Origin of the sequence: Aeromonas sp. SER (genome assembly GCF_038739615.1) — a bacterium.
Taxonomy (GTDB): domain Bacteria; phylum Pseudomonadota; class Gammaproteobacteria; order Enterobacterales; family Aeromonadaceae; genus Aeromonas; species Aeromonas jandaei.
This window is the reverse complement of sequence record NZ_JBCGFC010000017.1, coordinates 35,235-53,684: the sequence shown is the minus strand read 5'-3', so window position 1 is coordinate 53,684 and position 18,450 is coordinate 35,235. Positions and strand designations below refer to the sequence as shown.

The following is an 18,450-nucleotide window of genomic DNA, read 5'->3' as shown; positions in this document are numbered from 1 at the left end:
ATCAATAGGAGCGTGTATGCGCATTGTTCTGTTGGGGGCTCCGGGCGCCGGCAAAGGTACCCAGGCTCAGTTCATCATGGAAAAACACGGTATTCCCCAGATCTCCACCGGCGACATGCTGCGTGCTGCGATCAAAGCGGGCACCGAGCTCGGTCTGAAGGCCAAAGCCGTGATGGACGCAGGTCAGCTGGTCTCTGACGACATCATCATCGGTCTGGTCAAGGAGCGCATCGCTCAGCCGGATTGTGCCAAAGGCTTCCTGTTGGACGGTTTCCCGCGCACTATTCCTCAGGCGCAAGCCATGAAGGATGCCGGCGTCAAGGTTGATTTCGTGCTGGAGTTCGATGTGCCGGACGAAGAGATCGTCAAGCGCATGAGCGGCCGTCGCGTTCATTCCGGTTCTGGCCGTACCTACCACGTGGTGTTCAACCCGCCGAAAGTGGAAGGCAAAGATGACGTGACCGGCGAAGATCTGGTGATCCGTGCCGACGACGAAGAGACCACAGTGCGCAAGCGTCTGGATGTATACCATCAGCAGACTGCTCCGCTCATCGGCTTCTATGGCAAAGAGGCGGAAGCGGGCAATACCCGTTACGTCAAGATCGATGGCACCCAGCCGGTTGATCTGGTCAGCAAGCAGCTTGCCACCATTCTGGGCTAAGCGTTACTGCCGGCACAGTCCCCTGGGCCATCAGGCAAATGATAAAAAGGGCCCAGCGGGCCCTTTTTTGCATCATGACAGATAGACAGGAAGCCAATGTGACCACGAAAACCGGAATCTTGCTGGTCAATCTGGGTACCCCAGCCGCCCCCACTACCGCCGCCGTCAAAGCGTTTCTCAGCCAGTTTCTGCACGATCCCCGGGTCGTCGATCTGCCACGCTACCTCTGGTGCCCGTTGCTCCACTTCATCATTCTGCCAACCCGCTCGCCCAAAGTGGCCAAGCTCTATCAGCAGGTGTGGACCGAGCAGGGCTCGCCACTGATGGTGATCAGCAAACAGCAGCGGGCTGCGCTGGAGCAGGAGCTCAAGCGTGAAGGGGTCGATGTACCGGTCGAGCTAGCCATGACCTATGGTTCTCCTTCGCTGGAGGAGGGGTGGCAGGCACTCAAGGCCAAGGGGGTCAACCGGGTGATCCTGTTGCCGCTCTATCCGCAATATTCGGTCAGTACCACAGCATCCGTGTTCGATGCCTGGGGCCGGGCGATGAAGCATGAGCGCAACCTGCCCGTGGTGCGGCTTATTCGCGATTACCATGCCCACCCCGAATACATTCAGGCGCTGGCGATGAGCGTGCGTCGTCACTGGGAGCAGCATGGCCGGGGTGAACATCTGTTGATGTCGTTTCACGGTATCCCCGAGCGCTACGAGCAGGAGGGCGATCCCTACGGTCATCAGTGCCGTCACACCGCGTCCCTGCTGGCCGATGCGCTCGGGCTGGAGGCGGGACAGTGGACCGCCAGTTTCCAGTCGCGCTTTGGCAAGGAGGAGTGGCTCAAGCCCTATACCGATGAGATGGTGGGCGGCATGCCGGCCCGAGGCATCAAGCGGCTCGATGTGATCTGCCCCGCCTTTGCCGCCGATTGCCTCGAGACGCTCGAGGAGATCCAGGTGCAGAACAAGGAGATCTTCCTGGCTGCCGGTGGCGAGGAGTTTGGCTATATTCCGGCGCTCAACAGCGATCAGGCCCATATCAGGATGATGGTCTCGCTCATTTGCCGTGAATTGGCATGAGTGACCGACAGTCAGTTAAACAAGGAGTCGAGTCATGGTACATATCACGCTGATCTACGCAGGCTTGCTGGGGCTGCTGTTTCTGGGGCTCTCCGCCTGGGTGGTCAGACGCCGCGCCCAGTTCGGGGTGATGATAGGGCAGGGGGAGGCCCCTGAGTTGTTGGCGGCGATCCGGGCTCACGGCAACTTTGCCGAGTACGTACCGCTGACCCTGTTGCTGATGGCCCTGAGTGAAATGGCCGGTGCCAGCGCACTCTTGCTGCATGCCGGCGGCATCATGCTGCTGGCAGGTCGCGTACTGCATGCGATTGGCATCCAGATCCCGCGAGCACCCAATGTGCCCCGTTTCGTTGGCACCTTGCTGTTCTGGCTTTCCCTCGGGCTGTTCTCCGGGTTGACCCTTTTTCACGGCTTGATCAACGGGTGAATTATCCCTCTGAATCGAGAGTCAAAAACCACCCGCTTTCGGGTGGTTTTTTTGTGGTTAAAGGGCAAACGTTTTTCCTCGCAACCCTTGTCTATACTGACTCCATTATTTAAACAGAGCGACTTTTCGGTGCGACAGATTGTGTTAAAATCCCGCCCCTCTTTCCCCCAGAGCACAAGAACATTGCCATGAAATTTCCCGGTCAGCGCAAGTCCAAACACTACTTTCCTGTGGATCGTCGTGATCCCCTCATCTCCCAGAGTGCGGTGCTTTCGGAGCGGGGCAAGGCCTATGTGGTCGGGATTGACCAGACGCTGGTCGACATCGAAGCCCATGTCGATCTGGCGTTTCTCGAGCGTTATGGCCTGAGCCGTGGCCACTCCATGCTCATCTCCGATGAAGTGGCCGAGCAGATCTACGACGAGCTCAAGAGCAACAACATGGTAGTGAGCGAATTTGCCGGTGGCACCATCGGCAACACCATGCACAACTACTCGGTGCTGGCTGATTCCCACTCCATCCTGCTTGGCGTCATGAGCCAGGATATCCGCATCGGCAGCTACGCCTATCGTTACCTCTGCAATACCTCCTCTCGCGTCAACCTCGACTACCTGCAGCCGGTAGACGGCCCGGTCGGTCGCTGCTTTACCTTCATCACCGAAGGGGGCGAGCGCAGCTTTGGCATCAACGCCGGCAAGATGGATCATCTGGATGTCGAACACATCCCTGAAGAGATCATCAAGGAGTCCTCCGCTCTGGTCATCACGGCCTATCTGGTGCGCGGTGAAGATGGCACCCCGATGAAAGAGGCCGCCATGGCCGCTGTGCGTTATGCCCGCGAGGCCGGTGTGCCGGTGGTGCTGACTCTGGGTACCCGTTTCGTCATCGAGTCAGACCCCCAGTGGTGGCGTGACTTCATCAGCGAAAACGTCACCGTGCTCGCCATGAACGAGGAGGAGGGCGAGGCCCTGACCGGTTTCTCCGATCCGCTGGCCGCAGCCGACAAGGCGCTCGATTGGGCTGACATGGTGCTCTGTACCGCCGGTCCGGTGGGGCTCTATATGGCTGCCTACACCGAAGATGACTTCAAGCGCGAGACCACCTTGCCGCTGCTGCCCGGGGTTATTCCCGAGTTCAACATGTACGAGTTCAGCCGCCCCATGGCGCGCGCCAAGTGCCGCAAGCCGGTGCGGATCTACTCCCATATCTCTCCCTACATGGGCGGGCCGGAGAAGATCAAGAACACCAACGGGGCAGGGGATGGCGCACTTTCTGCCGTGCTGCACGACATGGTGGCCAACTCCTATCACCGGATGAATGTGCCCAACTCTGCCAAGCACATCTCCGAGTTCCTGACCTACTCTTCACTCTCCCAGGTGTGCAAGTACGCCAACCGGGTGAGTTACGAGGTGCTGGCCCAGAGCAGCCCGCGTCTCTCTCGCGGTCTTCCGGAGAAAGAGGACAGTCTGGAAGAGGTTTACTGGGAGCGTTGATCCCGAATTGTTGCAAAACACCGCCATTGGCAGACGTTTTGACGTGAAAAGGGGCCTTCAGGCCCCTTTTTTCCATCAATAACCCCAATATGCTTGAGTCCATGTCGCTTTTGCGACACCATTTGGCCACCGCATTGCCGGCCGGCAATGCCGCCGCACCTGAGAAAATGAGAGAGCCCCATGAGCATGCTTACCGAGAACCTTGACGCCAATTTCCAACTTTTTATCGGACAAGTCCGCGAGTCGGGTCAGGTGTGGGGCCTGCGCTATGGTGAGGACTGGGTGGTCTGCCGCTCTGCCGAGTTTGAAGATGCCGACGTCATGCCGCTCTGGTCTGCCGAAGAAGATGCCCGTCTGCACTGCGTGGACGAGTGGGCTGATTACGAGCCGGAAGTGATCGATCTGGAAGAGTTTCTCGATATCTGGATCAACGATCTGGATGAAGACGATGTGCTGGTCGGCCCGAACTGGAACGCCGATCTGGAAGGCCAGGAGCTTGAACCCATTGAGCTGGCCAAAGCGCTGGTTGAACTGGACGCCTGAAAGCGCCTCCACTGATGCACTGAGTGTACAGGGCAGCAAGCTAGAGACCGGTATTCGTGAGAATACCGGTCTTTTTTATGGTCGAATGGCTGCATTGATGAGTTAAATGCCAATTTGCCTTTGCACCTCGTCGGGGGATGGTCCATCATCAACCTTTTGCCATGGGGGGCGCCATGTTTCTATTCGATGTCGCAGGTGCGACGGGAGGACGGGCCAGCATCCGCATTCAGGCGCTGGATTGGGCACAATCCGGGCCGGTCATTTTCCAGTGTGACGATGATGCACTGGCGGTCGTGCTGCTGAGCGGCTGTCGCTGCGATTCGGTCGGCTTCTTCAATCTGCTGGCTGGCTGCAAACCGCTCTATGTTGAGCAGTGGCTTGCCTATCTGCAAGAGAGTGGCCGTATCGGCAAGTGGAGTTTCCAGACCGAAAGCCCGGCCGACAGCCACTATCTGGCAAGAGCCGGTCTGGATAATGAGGAGTTGAATACCCTGCTGGCACAGGTTTATCAGGTGGCGGGGTTCAATCGCCTGCAGATCAATCGTTACCTCAAGAACCGCCACAACCCCACCACCCTGGCTACCCGTTACGATCAGAAGGAGCTGGAGCGTTACCGCCAGCTCAACGAGATCATTCTGACTCTGTTGAAGTTGAAACATCCTCAGTAAAGAGACCAAGCTGGCTGATATCCGGTCGCAAAGGTTGCGGCCGGGCGATCAGGTAGCCTTGCAGTCCATCGACATACATTCCCTGCAGCAGCTGCTTCTGGCCCAGCTGCTCAACCCCCTCGGCAATCACCTGGCACCCCATCCGGTGCGATACATCGACAATCATCCGCACAAATTGCTGGTTGGTCTGATCCTGCTCCAGTCCGGTGATGAGCGCGGGGTCGAGCTTGATGTAGTCAGGTTTCAGTTCGCGAAACAGGGTGAATGAGCCGATCCCCTTGCCGAAGTTGGCGATGGCCGAGCGGCTGCCATTGCGCCTGAGCAGTTCAAACACCCGCTTGGCGCCGGTCAGATTGCGCTCCAGATGCTCCTCATCGAGTTCAAACACCAGATTGGCGCTGGTGTTGGGATCCTTGAGCAGCTGTCTGTCCAGCCAGATCAGAAAGGCGCTGTTTTGCAACAGGTTGGGTGAAAGATTGATCCCCCAGCGACTCTGGTTGGAGCCAAACGCCCGATACTGGCGCATGATGTGGGTGATGACCAGCTGCTCCAGTCGCATCACCATATCCAGCCGCTGTGCCATGGCAAAGAGGGTATCGGTGGGCAGCGCTGTGCCATCGCTGCCAGCAAAGCGGGTATAGATCTCGTTGTAGGCCAGCATGCTGCGATGCAGCGGCTGGATCGGCTGATAGGTAAAGCCGAGCCGCTCCTGCGCCAGCACCTCGGTCAACACGTCGCGCCAGTGTTGCTGGCCCTGCATGTCGGAGACATTGTCATCCTGCTGAATGGCCCAGCCATTGATGGTTTCGGTCTGGGCGCGGGCCAGTGCCAGATCGGCCCGGGCCAGCACGGCCTCGATTTTCTGGCCGCTGCTGAGCTTGGTCAGCCCGGAGTAACCGGTGCTCTCCAGCTCGTGTTGCTCCTGATAGTGATCGAAGGCGACTTTCAGATCCTGACCTAGCAGGTGAGGGGGAATATTGGCGGCCGGTTGCACCAGCACAGCGAAGTCAGCCCCCGAGATTCGATAGACCTGATTGCCGGGAAACCGGCTGACCACCCGCTTGATGAGCGCAGCCATGTCCTTGATGTAGGCATCCCCCGATTGAAAACCCCGCTGGGCGTTGATCTTGCCAAGCTCGGTGGCGCGCACCAGCACCAGCGTCGCGGTCTGGGTATCCTGATCCCGCTGCAGCAGCTCCGTCATGTCGCGGCGAAAGGCGTGGCGGTTGAGCAGTTGGGTCAGCTCGTCGGTAGTGGCCAGATTGCTCAGCTCGGTGAGTTGGCGATGGACGTGCTGCTCGGCGCTTTCAAACTGCTCCAGCAACTGTTGCAGCGCTTCTTGCGACCGGGGCGCCTCCAGTAACTGCGGATCCCGGCTGCGCAGTGCTTTTATCCAGAGCTGTTCCTGATGTTGCTGAATGCCGCCCAGGGTGCGCAGAGCCAGCATCAGCAGTAGGGCCATGCCGATAAGCGTGGTGCCCAAAATCAGAGCGAGCGTCAGCGGAGTGCTCTGCATAGCCAGCCAAACCCCTTGCAGAAGCAATAGAGGTATGGCCACTATGATGGCGATCAAAACGAGAGGGCGTCCGAGCTTGTGAACCATCTTGTCATCCTTGAAGTGGCTGCTTTATGAGGAAATTTTAACCAAGCTTACCAAGCAAAACATGTTATGACTCGCAACTCGGATAAAAGGGCCAATTGAGATCGGTTAAATGTGAGTGAAACCACTTTCAGTGCTACTGAAACAGGCGAAGATGGGTTGAAAATAGATCAAACAAGGCAGAGGTAAATCATGTTGTTAGAGCCCGAAAATAGTGCCAAAGCACGTCAGTTGTTGAACCAGAGTATGGCACTGGTGTTGGCGGGAGGACGTGGCAGTCGCCTGAAGCAGTTGACCGACAACCGCGCCAAGCCGGCCGTCCATTTCGGCGGCAAGTTCCGCATCATCGATTTTGTACTCTCCAACTGTATCAACTCGGGGATCCGCCGCGTGGGGGTGGTGACCCAGTACAAATCCCACAGCCTGCTGCGCCATCTGCAATCAGGCTGGTCTTTCCTGCGTTACCAGATGAACGAGTTCATCGATCTGCTGCCTGCCCAGCAGCGGGTGGACGAGGTGCACTGGTATCGCGGTACTGCCGATGCCATCTATCAGAACGTCGACATCATTCGCGACTACGGCCCCAAATACATAGTGGTGCTGGCGGGGGATCACATCTACAAGATGGACTACGCCGCCATGCTGCTCGATCACGTGCGTCTCGGTGCCAAGGTCACGGTGGCCTGCATCGAGGTGCCGCGCGCCGAGGCGTCAGCCTTCGGCATCATGGATATCGACGAGCAGCGCAAGATCCGCGCCTTCGTCGAAAAACCGGCCAACCCGCCCGCCATGCCGGGGTGTGATGATCGCTCTCTTGCCTCCATGGGGATCTACATTTTCGAGGCGGAGTATCTCTACCAGCTGCTGGAGGAAGACATTCTCAACCAGGACTCCAAACACGATTTCGGGATGGATGTGATCCCTCGTATCGTGGAGGAGGGGCTGGCCTTTGCTCACCCCTTCAACATGTCCTGTGTCGGGGCACGCGAGGGACAAAAACCTTACTGGCGTGATGTAGGTACCCTGGATTCATTCTGGGAAGCGAACATGGATCTCGCCTCCGTGTTACCCGAGCTCGATATTTACGATCAAAACTGGCCCATCTGGACCAGCCAGACCCTGACGCCTCCCGCCAAGTTCGTGCAGGACAGAAATGGCCAGCACGGCATGACCATCAACTCCATGTTTGCCGGCGGAACCATCGTCAGCGGTTCGTTCGTGCTCAACTCGGTGCTCTTTACCAACGTGCGGGTGCACTCCTTCTGTACTCTGGATCAGGCGGTCATTTTCCCGGGGGTCGAGATCGGTACCGGCTGCCGTCTGCGCCGGGTGGTGGTGGACAAGGGCTGCAAGGTCCCCGACGGGTTGGTGGTGGGTGAGAATGCGGATGAGGATGCACGCCGCTTCTATCGCTCCGAGCAGGGCATCGTGCTGGTGACCAAGGAGATGCTGGACAAGCTGGGTTAACCCAAGCGAATTAATTGAAGTGCCCTGAAATGAAGAGTCAGACGCTGTAATGCAAAGGGAGCCATCAAGGCTCCCTTTTTCATCCGGGTGAATGGTGCGAATTACTCGCTAACCACCGCTTTGGCGGCCATCACCATGGCGGTGCCGTGCTTGCCACCGGCGGCGGTCACTTGCGGGACGCCATCTTCGTCGGTGTCACCACCGGCGCCTTCGATGACGTTCTCGCCGGAGTCGCCGACCCACTCTGCCATCTGCATGCCACCGTTGACGGTGCCGCGGAACCAGCTGACGTACTGACCGGTCAGCTTGGCCAGCTCCAGTTCGGGCGCCTTCTCGGCCCCTTCGTTGCGCAGGTTCAGCATGGCAGAACGCAGCGCACCGGAGATGGCAGCCTGGGTCCAGGGGGTGTACTCGCCCTGTTTGCCAGCCAGCCAGGTGCCCGCTTTGGCGCTGAAATAGGCCTTGTCGGCAGCGATAAACAGTTCGCGCGCGGCGGTGCGGTACTTGGCATCGGAAGTTGCGAGGAACGCCGCGGTCAGACCGCGGATAGCGGCAAACTGGGCATCAACGGATTGCGCCTTGTCTACCTTGCCACCCAGTGTCAGACCATCGTGTACCAGCCCGTTGTTCCCCTTGAGATTGGCAAGGATGAAATCGGCCTGCTTGCGGATAAGCTCAAGCGCCTGCTGACCCTGCTTGGTCTTGAGGTTCAGCTCGCCATTGTCACCGGCGGCGTAACCGACCGGCAATGCATCCTGAGCGCGCTGGAAGATCTGCAGAGCAACCAGTGCGTAAGCGGCGTCAAAGGTGGTGACGTGCTTGCTCTGCTTGCCTGCCTGCCAGCTATCTACCAGAGTGCCAGCCTTGCCATCAAAGTGTAGGGCAGTCAGGTTTTTGAAGGTGAAGCTGGAGAGGTTGAGCGCCAGCGAGAAAGCGTCGCTGCCCGCGACCGCCTTGCCCAGATCATTGGTCTGGTTGGCCTTGGGGGTTGCAGCAAACGGCTCACCGTCAAACACGGCGTGGAAGGCCGGATTCTGGTTGGTGTTGGCCGTGCGCTGGTCGCTGAAAGCGTAGAACTCGGAGAGTGGCCACAGCATCATCCAGGCATCGCGCAGCTGGGCTGAGCCATCCACTACGTCGAGCTTGCCGATGGCGCCCGCATCGTTGTTGCGAGTCTCGGTCACTTTCACCTGATGGGGGAAGTAGATGATGCCCTTGGCCGGATCATACTGCGGGGTGATTTTGGCACCCAGTTGTTTGCCATCGAAGCCAAGCTGGTTCTGCATGATGGTCAGCTTGTCGATGGATTGTTCGGTCAGCATCATGCCGTTGAAGCCGTCGGCAGCGGAGACGCCGAGCTTGTGCTTGCCATCCTGATCCATGGTGGCGGAGGCGGCTTCAACCTCTTCATCGCTCTCGGCCACGTGCATGCCGCCGAGGAAGTCCTGAGACCACATGACCTCTTTGAGCAGAATACCGCCCACAGCCGCCGGTACCAGCAGGTTGTCGCTGCCGCTCCAGCGCAGGGTGGTGTAGTCGCGGAAGTAGGCCGGCACCTGGGTCTTGACGATCTTCTCGACTCCTTTTGCGGTCTTGATGGTGATCTGGTCACCATTGACCGGAGTGGTATTCACAGCGTCGGCAAACTCCGGGTTGGCGGAGGCGTAGGGCAGAGAGAGGGGATACATGCCTTGCGGGATCTCGTCAGCCGGGAAGCCAACTGCCTCCGCCATGGCCATGACCCGTTTGCCGAGATCGGCCATGGTGCCACCACGGGCCAGGTTTTGCGGCCCGTTCACCAGATGGGGGCCCATGCCCGACTGATAGTTGAGGGCGTACATCGCCTCTTCGGAGTATTCATAGGATTCGATGCCGGCGGCGAAGTCGAACGGGGTCGGTTCATCGGCACGGTTGGCATCCAGCACGTCCAGATCCAGCCCCAGCGCTTCGGCTAGCGGCTCGCCGGAGAGTTCAAATTCGGTATAGGCCAGCATGTTGGCGGCGGTGTTGAAAGTCTTGTCTTCAACCTTGACGGCTGCGTGTGCGATGCCACTCACCAGAGCACAGGCTACGGCCTGTACCAGAACGGTTTTTCTCATGTCCCTTTTCACCATTGGTTTTATTATTGACGCTTCTCATGACGAATCTAAATGAGAATGGTGTGCATTATGCTCTGTTCGCTCCGGGTTGAGAAGCAAAAAACCGCCCGGCAGCTTGTCTGGGAAACAGGACAAGAGGCCGGGCGGTTTGCACAACCAAGGTGAGGGGGGAGAAATAGCCTGATCAGAGCACCTTGAAGGGGATCACCAGACGGCCCGGCTCCACCTTGAGATCTTCGACCTTCTCCTTGATCCTCGCTTCGTTCTTGCGGCTGCTGTCGAGACGATAGACCGGCGTCTGCGACAGGAAGAGGGAGAGCGACTGATTGAAGGTAGGCAGGATAGGGGTCAATGCGGCACCTATGTTGGCCGGATCGGTCTGCACCGAGACCAGTTCGAGATCACGCAAATAGATAGCCCCCTGATCGGCGACATATTCCGGGCGGGCGCTCAGGGCAAAACGTACCTTCATCTGCTGGCTGCCAAGGGGGCTGCTTACCTGCAGGTCGCCGGCAGCATCGAGTTCGATACGATCCGGTTGCTTGCGGCCGATACGGCTCTGCATCTCGTCAAGACGGATCTTGCTCGACATGATGCCGGGGATCCCCAGCTGTTTTTCAAAAGAGACCTGCTTTTTGAGGTACTGGTTGATTTCGGCTTCGCTGACGTTGTATTGGGTCAGCGAGCAGGCCGCCAGCAGCAGGGCGAGGGGGAGTAACAACAGCTGTTTCAGCATGAGAGGTTCCGGTTGGTCAACATAATGGGGCGTATCTTACGCGATAACCCGCCCCGGGCGGGAGTCTGATGACACGGTTGTTGCGAGGGGCATCTCGGAGGTTGTCTTTTGCCTGTGACGGGGTTCATCATCGAACAGCCGGTTCGGGTCCAGGAGGAGATGTGATGAGCTGTCTGACGAGATATGGATGCAGGTGGTTGCTGTGGCTCTGCTTTATGGCGGGAATATGGAGCTCACCTTTGTGGGCCGATGTGAAGGTGATCCCGGTATTCGAGGCGCAGGCCGCGGTGCAGACCCTCAAGGAGATCTATCCCCAGCTTGGGGTGAGTGCCATGGGTAACCAGCTGGTGCTGAGCGGGACGCCAGCCCAGCTGCAGGAGGCCGAAGCCACGCTGGCGCAAATCAACCAGCCACCGCAAAGCCTGCTTATCGAGTGGCGGGTCGATGGTGCCGCCAGCGGTCAGCAACTGGGGGGCTCAATCAGTCGCGACGAGGCCAAGCGGCAGTGGTTGCTCGATGGCAGCGCACAGCAGTACCAGCGCAGCCAGAACGACAGCTGGCAGGTGCGCGGGCTGTCGGGCCGTCCCGTGCTGCTGCAGATGGGCTCCTATCAACCGGTCACCTTCTATCAGTGGAACGGGGGCGCCGTGGTGGGGATGATGCCGCTGGTGAACGGCCTCTATGCCACCGCAACCCTGATTAGGGACAGGGTTCAGGTAGCGCTCAGCAGCGAGCAGGCGAGGCTGGAGCAGGGAATCATCAATCGTGGGCAGAGTGCCACCGAGGTCAGTGGAGCCCCGGGCCAGTGGCTGACGGTGGGGGAGCTATCCACCATCTCGGTGCAGCAGGGCAGCACTCTTGGTTCGCAGTTGCAGGGCGGGCGTGGCAGCCAGAGTGATCGCCAGACCCTGCAGATCCGGGTTACTCCCCAATAGGCCTGAACGTTTCGCAATCTGTGCCCGGAGCCCCGTTAGTGGGGCTCGTCGGCCGCATATTCGCGCAACTGACGACTGCGCAGCAGATACCAGAGCGCCCAGAGGCTGGCGACCAGCACCAGCGCGGTGGGCCAGCTGAACGACCACTTCTGCAAGTTGAGGCTGTGCAGCTGCATCAGCAGGCCGCTGGTGGCAGAGCAGAGCAGCAACAAGGGGCTATGGCGCCTGAGTCTGGCGCGAATGCCATGGGTCTGCTGATAGGTGCCGCCACAGGCGAGCAGGGCCAGCATGGCGGGCACATCGGTCAGCAGGCTGATATAGAGAGTGAGCTTGTCGGGGTAGAAGAGCTCAAGGATCTCGCTGCCGCTCTGGCGGGTGACGCCAGCCATCAGAAAGAGCCAGACCGAGCGGGTCAGTAGTAGGGCGATGGGCCAGAACCAGAGAGGGGGACGAAGCTGGCCGTGATCGTCATAGCGGTGTTCGGGGTAGAGGGTCATGGTTGCCCGATATCCATTCATAGAGTGCAAGTGATGCAAGGGATATGGGGCGAAGGAGAGCCCTTTGCAAGGCGAGGGAGGGGGTGGGAATTAATCGGGGGGCTATGCCCCCCAATGCGCGAGAATCTTTTTGTGCCGGGCAGCCGACGTTACAGCCAGCCTTTGCGTTTGAAGAAGAGACCGGTGCCGAGCGATGACATCACCATCAGCACCAGCGAGAGGGGATAACCATACTCCCAGGCGAGCTCCGGCATGCGGCCGAAGTTCATGCCGTAGATACTGGCAATCAGGGTCGGCGGCAGGAAGATTACGGCGGCTACCGAGAAGATCTTGATCACCTTGTTCTGCTCCAGATTGGTGACCCCCATGGAGGCCTCCAGCTGGAAGTTGATCTTGTCGAACAGGAACTGGGTGTGGGGCAACAGTGACTCCACGTCGTGCAGCATCTCGTCGATCCACTTGTTCTGCTCAAGGCTCATGCGCTGGCGCAGGCTGCGCTTGAGGAAGCGCAAGGCGCGACGGGTATCGTGCAGGGAGAGACGGATCTGGCCGTTGGCCTCTTCCTGAGCCATCAACTCCTTGAGCATGGGGTTGATCTGATCCGGCTCGAAGATCTGATCAGCGGTGTTTTCCAACGTCTTGTAACCATCTTCGATAAGGTCGGATAGGTACTCTACCTTGAGGTTTTGCACCTCCAGCAGGATGTCGAGGGCATCCTCCACCTCCAGCCGATCCTGGCGCATATAGTGGCGCAGCAGGCGAACCAGCCCGATGTCATCTTCACGAATGCTGATCAGCAGGTTGTTGCGCAGGGTAAAGGAGACGTGGACACCCTTGGTGTCACGACCGATCCGCTGGGGAAACAGGGAGTGAATGTGCAGACCATCGGTATCCCAGTAGAAACGGGCTGATGCTTCGATGTCGTCGAGCTCTTCCTTGTCGGGAACCTCTTCCAGGAACAGGCCCGTCAACCATTCTCGCTCTGCCGTGTCCGGCTTGTAGGCATCCAGCCAGACCGTGTTGTCAGGTACTATGTCGTCAGGCCCGAGCGTGACTATGTCCAGCACCTTGTTATTGAGAATGTAGGCGGTGATCATCTGTCCCCCCTTAAAAAGTCATGGGTAATCAGGGATGGTTGCACAGGTCATGCGGCCTTAGATCGCTGCAGAAGGCGATCCCGTGGATAAGCAGATCGGGCCGATGGAAAACCTGAATGCGGCGAACTATACAGGGGCGGGCTGCGCTTGTCAGGGGCTATTCATTGGGGATTCAGCCTGTTTGTTCAAAAAAACAGCTGCAAGGTGGCGAGGTCGGAGCAGCTCGTCCCGTTTTGAGCGCTGCTCCTTGTGCATCTCTCCTTGTCTTCCAGCCCCCGTTATCCGAGCCCTTTGTTGCAGGCTCGTCTTAGCAACAGGTGAGCGGCAGCTTACATATTGGGATAGTTGGGCCCGGAGCCCCCTTGTGGCGGTGTCCAGACGATGTTTTGGCTGGGATCTTTAATGTCACAGGTCTTGCAGTGAATGCAGTTGGTGGCGTTGATCTGCAGCTTGGCCACCCCCTCCGTTTCCTGCACCTCAAACACCCCTGCCGGGCAGTAGCGCTGGGCGGGTTCTCCCCAAGTTGGAAGGTTGACCTTTACCGGGATCAGCTCATCCTGCAGCTTGAGATGGCAGGGCTGATCCTCATCGTGACTGGTGTTGGCGAGATAGACGGAGGAGAGTTTGTCAAAGCTCAGCTTGCCATCGGGTTTGGGGTAATGGATGGGCTCGCAGCGGCTGGCCATGCGCAGCTGGCGGTAATCTGGCTCCTTATCGATAAGTTTGAAGGGCGAGTTTGCGCCAAACAGCCGCTGCTCCAGCCAGTTAAAGGCGCCACCAAGCCAGGGGCCCCAGCGATGCAGAGCGGCTCCGAAGTTGCGGGCCGCGCCCAGCTCTTGTGCCAGCCAGCTCTGGTGCAGTTCGTCGGCATAGTGAACCAGATCCCGTCCTCCCTCATCGCCACCTCGAAGCGCCATCGCGACGGTTTTTGCCGCCAGCATCGCCGATTTCATGGCGGTGTGGATCCCCTTGATGCGGGAAAAGTCGAGGGTGCCGGCATCGCAGCCGATCAGCAGGCCGCCGGGAAAGTGCATGCGGGGCAGGGAGTGCCAGCCTCCCTTGGTGATGGCGCGTGCACCATAGCTGATGCGCTCGCCCCCTTGCAGCAGGTCGGCGATAAGTGGGTGATGCTTGAGACGCTGGAATTCGTCAAACGGGCTGAGCCAGGGATTCTGATAGTTGAGATCGACGATCAACCCGACCGCGACCTGATCTCCCTCCATCTGATAGAGATAGAAGCCGCCGTGACTGTGGTTCTCTCCTTCCTTGCCAAGGGGCCAGCCACTGCCATGGAGTACCTGTCCCGCTTTGCCTTGGCCAGCTGGCAGTTGCCACAGCTCCTTGAATCCGATGGCGTAGTGTTGGGGTTGGGCTGGGTTTTCCAGATTGAATGTGGCTATCAGCTGTTTACCCAGATGGCCGCGGGCTCCCTCGGCAAAGAGGGTATAGCGGCCATAGAGCGCCATGCCGGGAACATGATCCGGTTTTGGATTGCCCGCGCGATCAAGTCCCAAATCGCCGGTGATCACCCCCTTGACCCGTCCCGCTTCCATGATAAGGTCGCTGGCGGTAAATCCTGGGTATATTTCGACTCCCAGCTGCTCCGCCTGCTGGCCAAGCCAGCGGCAAAGGTTTCCAAGGCTGACGATGTGACAGCCCTCATTGTGCATCCGTGGCGGTACGGCCCAGTTTGGCAGTTGCAGGGAGCGGTTCTCGCTTTGCAGCAGGTGTACCTGGTCGTCATTGACCGCTACCCCGAGCGGTGCCTGCTGCCAGCTTTGTGGCAGCAGCTCCTTGAGGGCAACGGGATCCAGCAGGGCGCCGGAGAGCAGATGAGCGCCAATTTCGGCGCCCTTTTCCAGCAGGCAGACCGAGAGGTTGGCATCCTGCTGTTTCAACGCGATGGCGGCGCTGAGCCCCGCCGGGCCGCCACCTACGATGACGACATCAAATTCCATTGCTTCCCGTTCCATCTTGCCTCTGCACCGAAGTTGACCTAGGGTAGTGCTGGTAGTTTACGTAAACGTAAAGCGGTTGTAAGCAAAAAATTAAGTGAAACACGACGCAAAAGTGCAGGGACTGGTGAATGAATTCAATCCAAAGAGACGAGGCATGACCCCATGAAGCTGCTGGTAGCAATCAAACGGGTAGTGGATTACAACGTCAAGATCCGGGTCAGGGCGGATGGCTCCGATGTGGAACTGGCCAATGTGAAGATGGGGATCAACCCCTTTTGTGAAATCGCGGTGGAAGAGGGGGTCCGGCTGCGTGAGGCCGGTATCGCCAGCGAGCTGGTGGTGGTGACCTTTGGCCCGGACGCGGCCGCCGAGCAACTGCGCCATGCGCTGGCGCTGGGAGCGGATCGGGCGCGCCACTATGTGACAGACGAGACGCTGGCGCCGCTGACCGTCGCCCGCGCCTTGCAAAAGGTGTGTGAGCTGGAGCAGCCGGATCTGGTGCTGCTCGGCAAGCAGTCCATCGACTCGGACAACGGTCAGGTGGCCCAGATGCTGGCCGCCCTGACCGACTGGTCGCTGGCTACCTGCGCTTCTGCCATCAGGTTGGAAGGAGAGGAGTTGCTGGTGACCCGTGAAATCGATGGCGGGCTTGAAACCCTCGCCATGCCGCTACCTGCGGTGGTCAGCGCCGATCTTCGTTTGAATGAACCGCGCTTTGCCTCTCTGCCCAACATCATGAAGGCCAAGCGCAAGCCGCTGGAGAGTGCCCCCTTTGCCGAGCTCGCCGTTGTACCTGCCAACCAGACCCGTCTGCTTGGGGTGATGGTGCCGCCAGCCCGCAGCGCAGGGATCAAGGTGAGTTCGGTGGATGAGCTGGTGGACAAACTCAAGCACGAGGCGAAGGTACTATGAACGTATTGATCATTGCCGAACATCATCAGGGCCATCTGGCCGACAACGTCGCCCGCCTGGTTACGGCTGCCAATCAGTTGGGTGGCGAAGTGCATCTGCTCTTGGCGGGGCAGGGGATAAGCGAGGCGGGCCAGCAGGCAGCTGCGCTGAGCGGGGTGAGCAAGGTGCTGCTGGCCGACTCTCCCGCGCTGGCGGAAGGTCTGCTGGAGGGGCTCGACAAACTGCTGGCTCGCTGGTGCGAAGGTTACAGCCACTGCCTGATGGCGGCGAGCACCATGGGCAAGGCGCTGCTGCCCCAAATAGCTGCCCGGCTCGGCGTGGAGATGATCTCTGAGGTGACGGCTATCGAAAGCAGCGATACCTTCCTGCGCCCCATCTATGCGGGCAATGCCATCGCCCGGGTGGCGAGCAGCGCCCCCATCAAGGTGATGACGGTGCGGGCGACCGCTTTTGCCAAGGCACTACAGGAAGGCAATGCTCCCGTCGAGAGTCTGGTGGTGCCCGAATTGACCCGCCGGACCCGCCTGGTGGAGCGTCTTGCCGTGCGATCGCCCCGGCCCGAGCTGACCGCTGCGCGAGTGGTGGTCTCCGGTGGCCGAGCCCTTGGCTCCAAGGCTCAGTTTGCCCTGATTGAGGCGCTGGCCGACAAGCTGGGGGGGGCGGTCGGCGCATCGCGCGCTGCCGTTGATGCGGGTTTCGTCGCCAACGATCTGCAGGTTGGCCAGACTGGCAAGGTGGTCGCTCCCGAGCTCTATATCGCGGTTGGCATTTCTGGTGCCATTCAGCATCTGGCGGGGATGAAGGAGTCGAAGGTGATTGTGGCCATCAACAAGGACAGCGAAGCGCCCATCTTTCAGGTGGCCGACTACGGTCTGGTGGGCGATCTCTTCACCCTGCTGCCCGAGCTCACCGCCAAGGTGTAAATTTGTCGGAAAGGGCAGGGGCAACCCGTTTATGCGGTCTCTTGACCGTTTCTGCGCATGTTCTCTGCAAGCCCTGACCCGTTCAGGGCTTTTTCTACTGAAAAGGGGAGCAAGAGTGACGGTAAAAGGTTGAGCCAGCTCCCAAAAAGCCTTTGATCCGCTGGCTGCTCTTGTGTAAAACCTGACAAGTCATCGATCACACTCATCCACTCACGGAAAGCGTCATGAGCAAACAGGTTTACAACTTCTGCGCCGGCCCCGCCATGTTGCCGGTTGAAGTCATGGAGCGCGCCCAGCGCGAGTTTTGTAATTTTCAGGGGCTGGGAGCCTCGGTCATGGAGCTTTCCCACCGCGGCAAGCACTACATGGCGGTCGCCGAGAAGGCCGAGGCCGATCTGCGCGAGTTGCTGGCGGTGCCGGACAACTACAAGGTGCTCTTCATGCACGGTGGCGGCCGCGGTCAGTTCTCTGCAGTGCCCATGAACCTGCTGGGCTGCGCCAACAAGAAGGCCGATTTTTTGCTGACCGGTGTCTGGTCGCAGGGGGCCGTGGATGAGGCGCAAAAGTACGGCGACATCCAGACCTGGCAAGGGGTTGCCAAAAACGAGCAGGGGATTACGCACCTGTTGCCGACACCGGCGTTTCGCTCTGATGCCGCCTATGTGCACTACTGCCCGAACGAGACCATTGAAGGGATCGAGATGTTCGATATCCCTGCAACCGGCGATGTACCGCTGGTGGCGGATCTCTCCTCGACCATTCTCTCCCGTCCCATCGACGTGAGCCGCTTTGGCATCATCTATGCCGGTGCCCAGAAGAATATCGGCCCGTCCGGGCTCGCCATCGCCATCGTGCGCGATGATCTGCTGGATCAGGCCAGAGCTGATGTGCCCTCGATTTTCGACTACAAGCTCACCGCCAAGAACGACTCCATGTTTAACACGCCGCCCACCTACGCCTGGTATCTGGCAGGTCTGGTGTTCGAATGGCTGAAAGAACAGGGTGGCCTTGCGGCGATGGAAGCGCGCAACAAGGAGAAGGCTGACTTCCTTTACGACTATCTCGATCAATCGAGCTTCTACAGCAATCAGGTGGATGTCAGCTGCCGTTCGCGGATGAACATCCCGTTCCAGCTGAAAAATGCCGAACTGGACAAGCAGTTCCTGGCCGAATCGGAAGCTGCTGGCCTGCTGGCGCTCAAAGGTCACCGCATCGTCGGTGGCATGCGGGCCAGCATCTACAACGCCATGCCACTGGAGGGTGTGAAGGCGCTGGTCAGCTTTATGGATGAGTTTGCCAAGCGTCACGGCTGATCCGGTCTGCAGTTAATCCTGACGCCGGGCTTGCCCGGCGTCTTTTTT

17 protein-coding genes are annotated in these 18,450 nt (G+C 59.1%); 11 read left to right on the top strand and 6 right to left on the bottom strand.

What is annotated here, in order from left to right:
* The first annotated feature begins 16 nt into the window (after positions 1 to 16).
* The 6 genes from adk to AAHA41_RS19850 all read left to right on the top strand — a co-directional run bounded on the left by adk (position 17) and on the right by AAHA41_RS19850 (position 4,865).
* Positions 17 to 661, top strand: a complete 645-nt coding sequence (gene adk / locus AAHA41_RS19875) for an adenylate kinase (RefSeq protein ID WP_043851073.1) — start codon at positions 17 to 19, stop codon at positions 659 to 661.
* A gap of 98 nt (positions 662 to 759) precedes the next feature.
* Positions 760 to 1,734 (top strand): ferrochelatase, encoded by a 975-nt coding sequence (gene hemH / locus AAHA41_RS19870; protein ID WP_323069056.1) that lies wholly within the window; start codon positions 760 to 762, stop codon positions 1,732 to 1,734.
* A 34-nt stretch (positions 1,735 to 1,768) separates the two neighbouring features.
* Entirely contained in the window at positions 1,769 to 2,161 is a 393-nt protein-coding gene (locus tag AAHA41_RS19865) for an MAPEG family protein (RefSeq protein ID WP_071910537.1), read from the top strand.
* 188 nt (positions 2,162 to 2,349) lie between these two features.
* Complete coding sequence (locus tag AAHA41_RS19860) at positions 2,350 to 3,654, top strand: inosine/guanosine kinase (RefSeq protein ID WP_041207491.1); 1,305 nt, start codon at positions 2,350 to 2,352, stop codon at positions 3,652 to 3,654.
* Positions 3,655 to 3,834: 180 nt separating this feature from the next.
* On the top strand, positions 3,835 to 4,197 hold the full coding sequence (locus AAHA41_RS19855; protein ID WP_323069058.1) for a DUF2750 domain-containing protein: 363 nt from the start codon (positions 3,835 to 3,837) through the stop codon (positions 4,195 to 4,197).
* Between the two features lie 173 nt (positions 4,198 to 4,370).
* Positions 4,371 to 4,865: a hypothetical protein gene (locus AAHA41_RS19850; RefSeq protein WP_033115182.1), complete on the top strand. Its 495-nt coding sequence runs from the start codon at positions 4,371 to 4,373 to the stop codon at positions 4,863 to 4,865.
* On the opposite strand, the gene AAHA41_RS19845 is transcribed toward AAHA41_RS19850, so the two are convergent.
* Positions 4,828 to 6,468 carry a GGDEF domain-containing protein gene (locus AAHA41_RS19845; protein WP_323069059.1) on the bottom strand — a complete coding sequence of 547 codons (1,641 nt, stop codon included), beginning with the start codon at positions 6,466 to 6,468 and terminating at the stop codon, positions 4,828 to 4,830. The two genes, AAHA41_RS19850 and AAHA41_RS19845, sit on opposite strands and share 38 nt — an antisense overlap.
* Before the next feature lie 189 nt (positions 6,469 to 6,657).
* Between AAHA41_RS19845 and glgC the strand changes: the two genes are divergently transcribed.
* Complete coding sequence (gene glgC, locus AAHA41_RS19840; RefSeq protein ID WP_041207494.1) at positions 6,658 to 7,932, top strand: glucose-1-phosphate adenylyltransferase; 1,275 nt, start codon at positions 6,658 to 6,660, stop codon at positions 7,930 to 7,932.
* Positions 7,933 to 8,033: 101 nt separating this feature from the next.
* Here glgC and AAHA41_RS19835 read toward each other — a convergent pair whose 3' ends face one another.
* Together AAHA41_RS19835 and AAHA41_RS19830 are read right to left on the bottom strand one after the other, a co-directional pair.
* On the bottom strand, positions 8,034 to 10,031 hold the full coding sequence (locus AAHA41_RS19835; RefSeq protein ID WP_323069060.1) for a hypothetical protein: 1,998 nt from the start codon (positions 10,029 to 10,031) through the stop codon (positions 8,034 to 8,036).
* 184 nt (positions 10,032 to 10,215) lie between these two features.
* Complete coding sequence (locus AAHA41_RS19830; protein WP_043851068.1) at positions 10,216 to 10,767, bottom strand: lipoprotein; 552 nt, start codon at positions 10,765 to 10,767, stop codon at positions 10,216 to 10,218.
* A gap of 164 nt (positions 10,768 to 10,931) precedes the next feature.
* Between AAHA41_RS19830 and AAHA41_RS19825 the strand changes: the two genes are divergently transcribed.
* A complete protein-coding gene (locus AAHA41_RS19825) occupies positions 10,932 to 11,702 on the top strand; it encodes a hypothetical protein (RefSeq protein ID WP_323069061.1) in 771 nt (256 codons plus the stop codon).
* A gap of 35 nt (positions 11,703 to 11,737) precedes the next feature.
* Here the strand turns inward: AAHA41_RS19825 and AAHA41_RS19820 are convergent, their stop codons facing one another.
* The 3 genes from AAHA41_RS19820 to AAHA41_RS19810 all read right to left on the bottom strand — a co-directional run bounded on the left by AAHA41_RS19820 (position 11,738) and on the right by AAHA41_RS19810 (position 15,269).
* A complete protein-coding gene (locus AAHA41_RS19820; RefSeq protein WP_042032331.1) occupies positions 11,738 to 12,199 on the bottom strand; it encodes a DUF2919 domain-containing protein in 462 nt (153 codons plus the stop codon).
* A gap of 149 nt (positions 12,200 to 12,348) precedes the next feature.
* Positions 12,349 to 13,296 (bottom strand): magnesium/cobalt transporter CorA, encoded by a 948-nt coding sequence (gene corA, locus AAHA41_RS19815; protein ID WP_026456618.1) that lies wholly within the window; start codon positions 13,294 to 13,296, stop codon positions 12,349 to 12,351.
* A gap of 329 nt (positions 13,297 to 13,625) precedes the next feature.
* On the bottom strand, positions 13,626 to 15,269 hold the full coding sequence (locus AAHA41_RS19810) for an electron transfer flavoprotein-ubiquinone oxidoreductase (protein WP_323069062.1): 1,644 nt from the start codon (positions 15,267 to 15,269) through the stop codon (positions 13,626 to 13,628).
* A 147-nt stretch (positions 15,270 to 15,416) separates the two neighbouring features.
* Here AAHA41_RS19810 and AAHA41_RS19805 point away from each other — a divergent pair, with 147 nt between their 5' ends.
* The 3 genes from AAHA41_RS19805 to serC all read left to right on the top strand — a co-directional run bounded on the left by AAHA41_RS19805 (position 15,417) and on the right by serC (position 18,402).
* Positions 15,417 to 16,166, top strand: coding sequence for an electron transfer flavoprotein subunit beta/FixA family protein (locus AAHA41_RS19805; protein WP_139394445.1), 750 nt, complete (start codon positions 15,417 to 15,419; stop codon positions 16,164 to 16,166).
* Positions 16,163 to 17,089: an FAD-binding protein gene (locus AAHA41_RS19800; RefSeq protein ID WP_323069063.1), complete on the top strand. Its 927-nt coding sequence runs from the start codon at positions 16,163 to 16,165 to the stop codon at positions 17,087 to 17,089. Before AAHA41_RS19805 ends, AAHA41_RS19800 begins: the two co-directional genes overlap by 4 nt.
* Before the next feature lie 224 nt (positions 17,090 to 17,313).
* Positions 17,314 to 18,402, top strand: a complete 1,089-nt coding sequence (gene serC, locus AAHA41_RS19795; protein WP_323069065.1) for a 3-phosphoserine/phosphohydroxythreonine transaminase — start codon at positions 17,314 to 17,316, stop codon at positions 18,400 to 18,402.
* Positions 18,403 to 18,450: the final 48 nt, after the last annotated feature.

Bases quoted from the DNA above. Each gene is read 5' to 3' on its own strand.
- adk (WP_043851073.1), top strand. From the start codon at position 17: ATGCGCATTGTTCTGTTGGGGGCTCCGGGCGCCGGCAAAGGTACCCAG.
- AAHA41_RS19865 (WP_071910537.1), top strand. From the start codon at position 1,769: ATGGTACATATCACGCTGATCTACGCAGGCTTGCTGGGGCTGCTGTTT.
- AAHA41_RS19860 (WP_041207491.1), top strand. From the start codon at position 2,350: ATGAAATTTCCCGGTCAGCGCAAGTCCAAACACTACTTTCCTGTGGAT.
- AAHA41_RS19855 (WP_323069058.1), top strand. From the start codon at position 3,835: ATGAGCATGCTTACCGAGAACCTTGACGCCAATTTCCAACTTTTTATC.
- AAHA41_RS19850 (WP_033115182.1), top strand. From the start codon at position 4,371: ATGTTTCTATTCGATGTCGCAGGTGCGACGGGAGGACGGGCCAGCATC.
- AAHA41_RS19845 (WP_323069059.1), bottom strand. From the start codon at position 6,468: ATGGTTCACAAGCTCGGACGCCCTCTCGTTTTGATCGCCATCATAGTG.
- glgC (WP_041207494.1), top strand. From the start codon at position 6,658: ATGTTGTTAGAGCCCGAAAATAGTGCCAAAGCACGTCAGTTGTTGAAC.
- AAHA41_RS19835 (WP_323069060.1), bottom strand. From the start codon at position 10,031: ATGAGAAAAACCGTTCTGGTACAGGCCGTAGCCTGTGCTCTGGTGAGT.
- AAHA41_RS19830 (WP_043851068.1), bottom strand. From the start codon at position 10,767: ATGCTGAAACAGCTGTTGTTACTCCCCCTCGCCCTGCTGCTGGCGGCC.
- AAHA41_RS19825 (WP_323069061.1), top strand. From the start codon at position 10,932: ATGAGCTGTCTGACGAGATATGGATGCAGGTGGTTGCTGTGGCTCTGC.
- AAHA41_RS19820 (WP_042032331.1), bottom strand. From the start codon at position 12,199: ATGACCCTCTACCCCGAACACCGCTATGACGATCACGGCCAGCTTCGT.
- corA (WP_026456618.1), bottom strand. From the start codon at position 13,296: ATGATCACCGCCTACATTCTCAATAACAAGGTGCTGGACATAGTCACG.
- AAHA41_RS19810 (WP_323069062.1), bottom strand. From the start codon at position 15,269: ATGGAACGGGAAGCAATGGAATTTGATGTCGTCATCGTAGGTGGCGGC.
- AAHA41_RS19805 (WP_139394445.1), top strand. From the start codon at position 15,417: ATGAAGCTGCTGGTAGCAATCAAACGGGTAGTGGATTACAACGTCAAG.
- AAHA41_RS19800 (WP_323069063.1), top strand. From the start codon at position 16,163: ATGAACGTATTGATCATTGCCGAACATCATCAGGGCCATCTGGCCGAC.
- serC (WP_323069065.1), top strand. From the start codon at position 17,314: ATGAGCAAACAGGTTTACAACTTCTGCGCCGGCCCCGCCATGTTGCCG.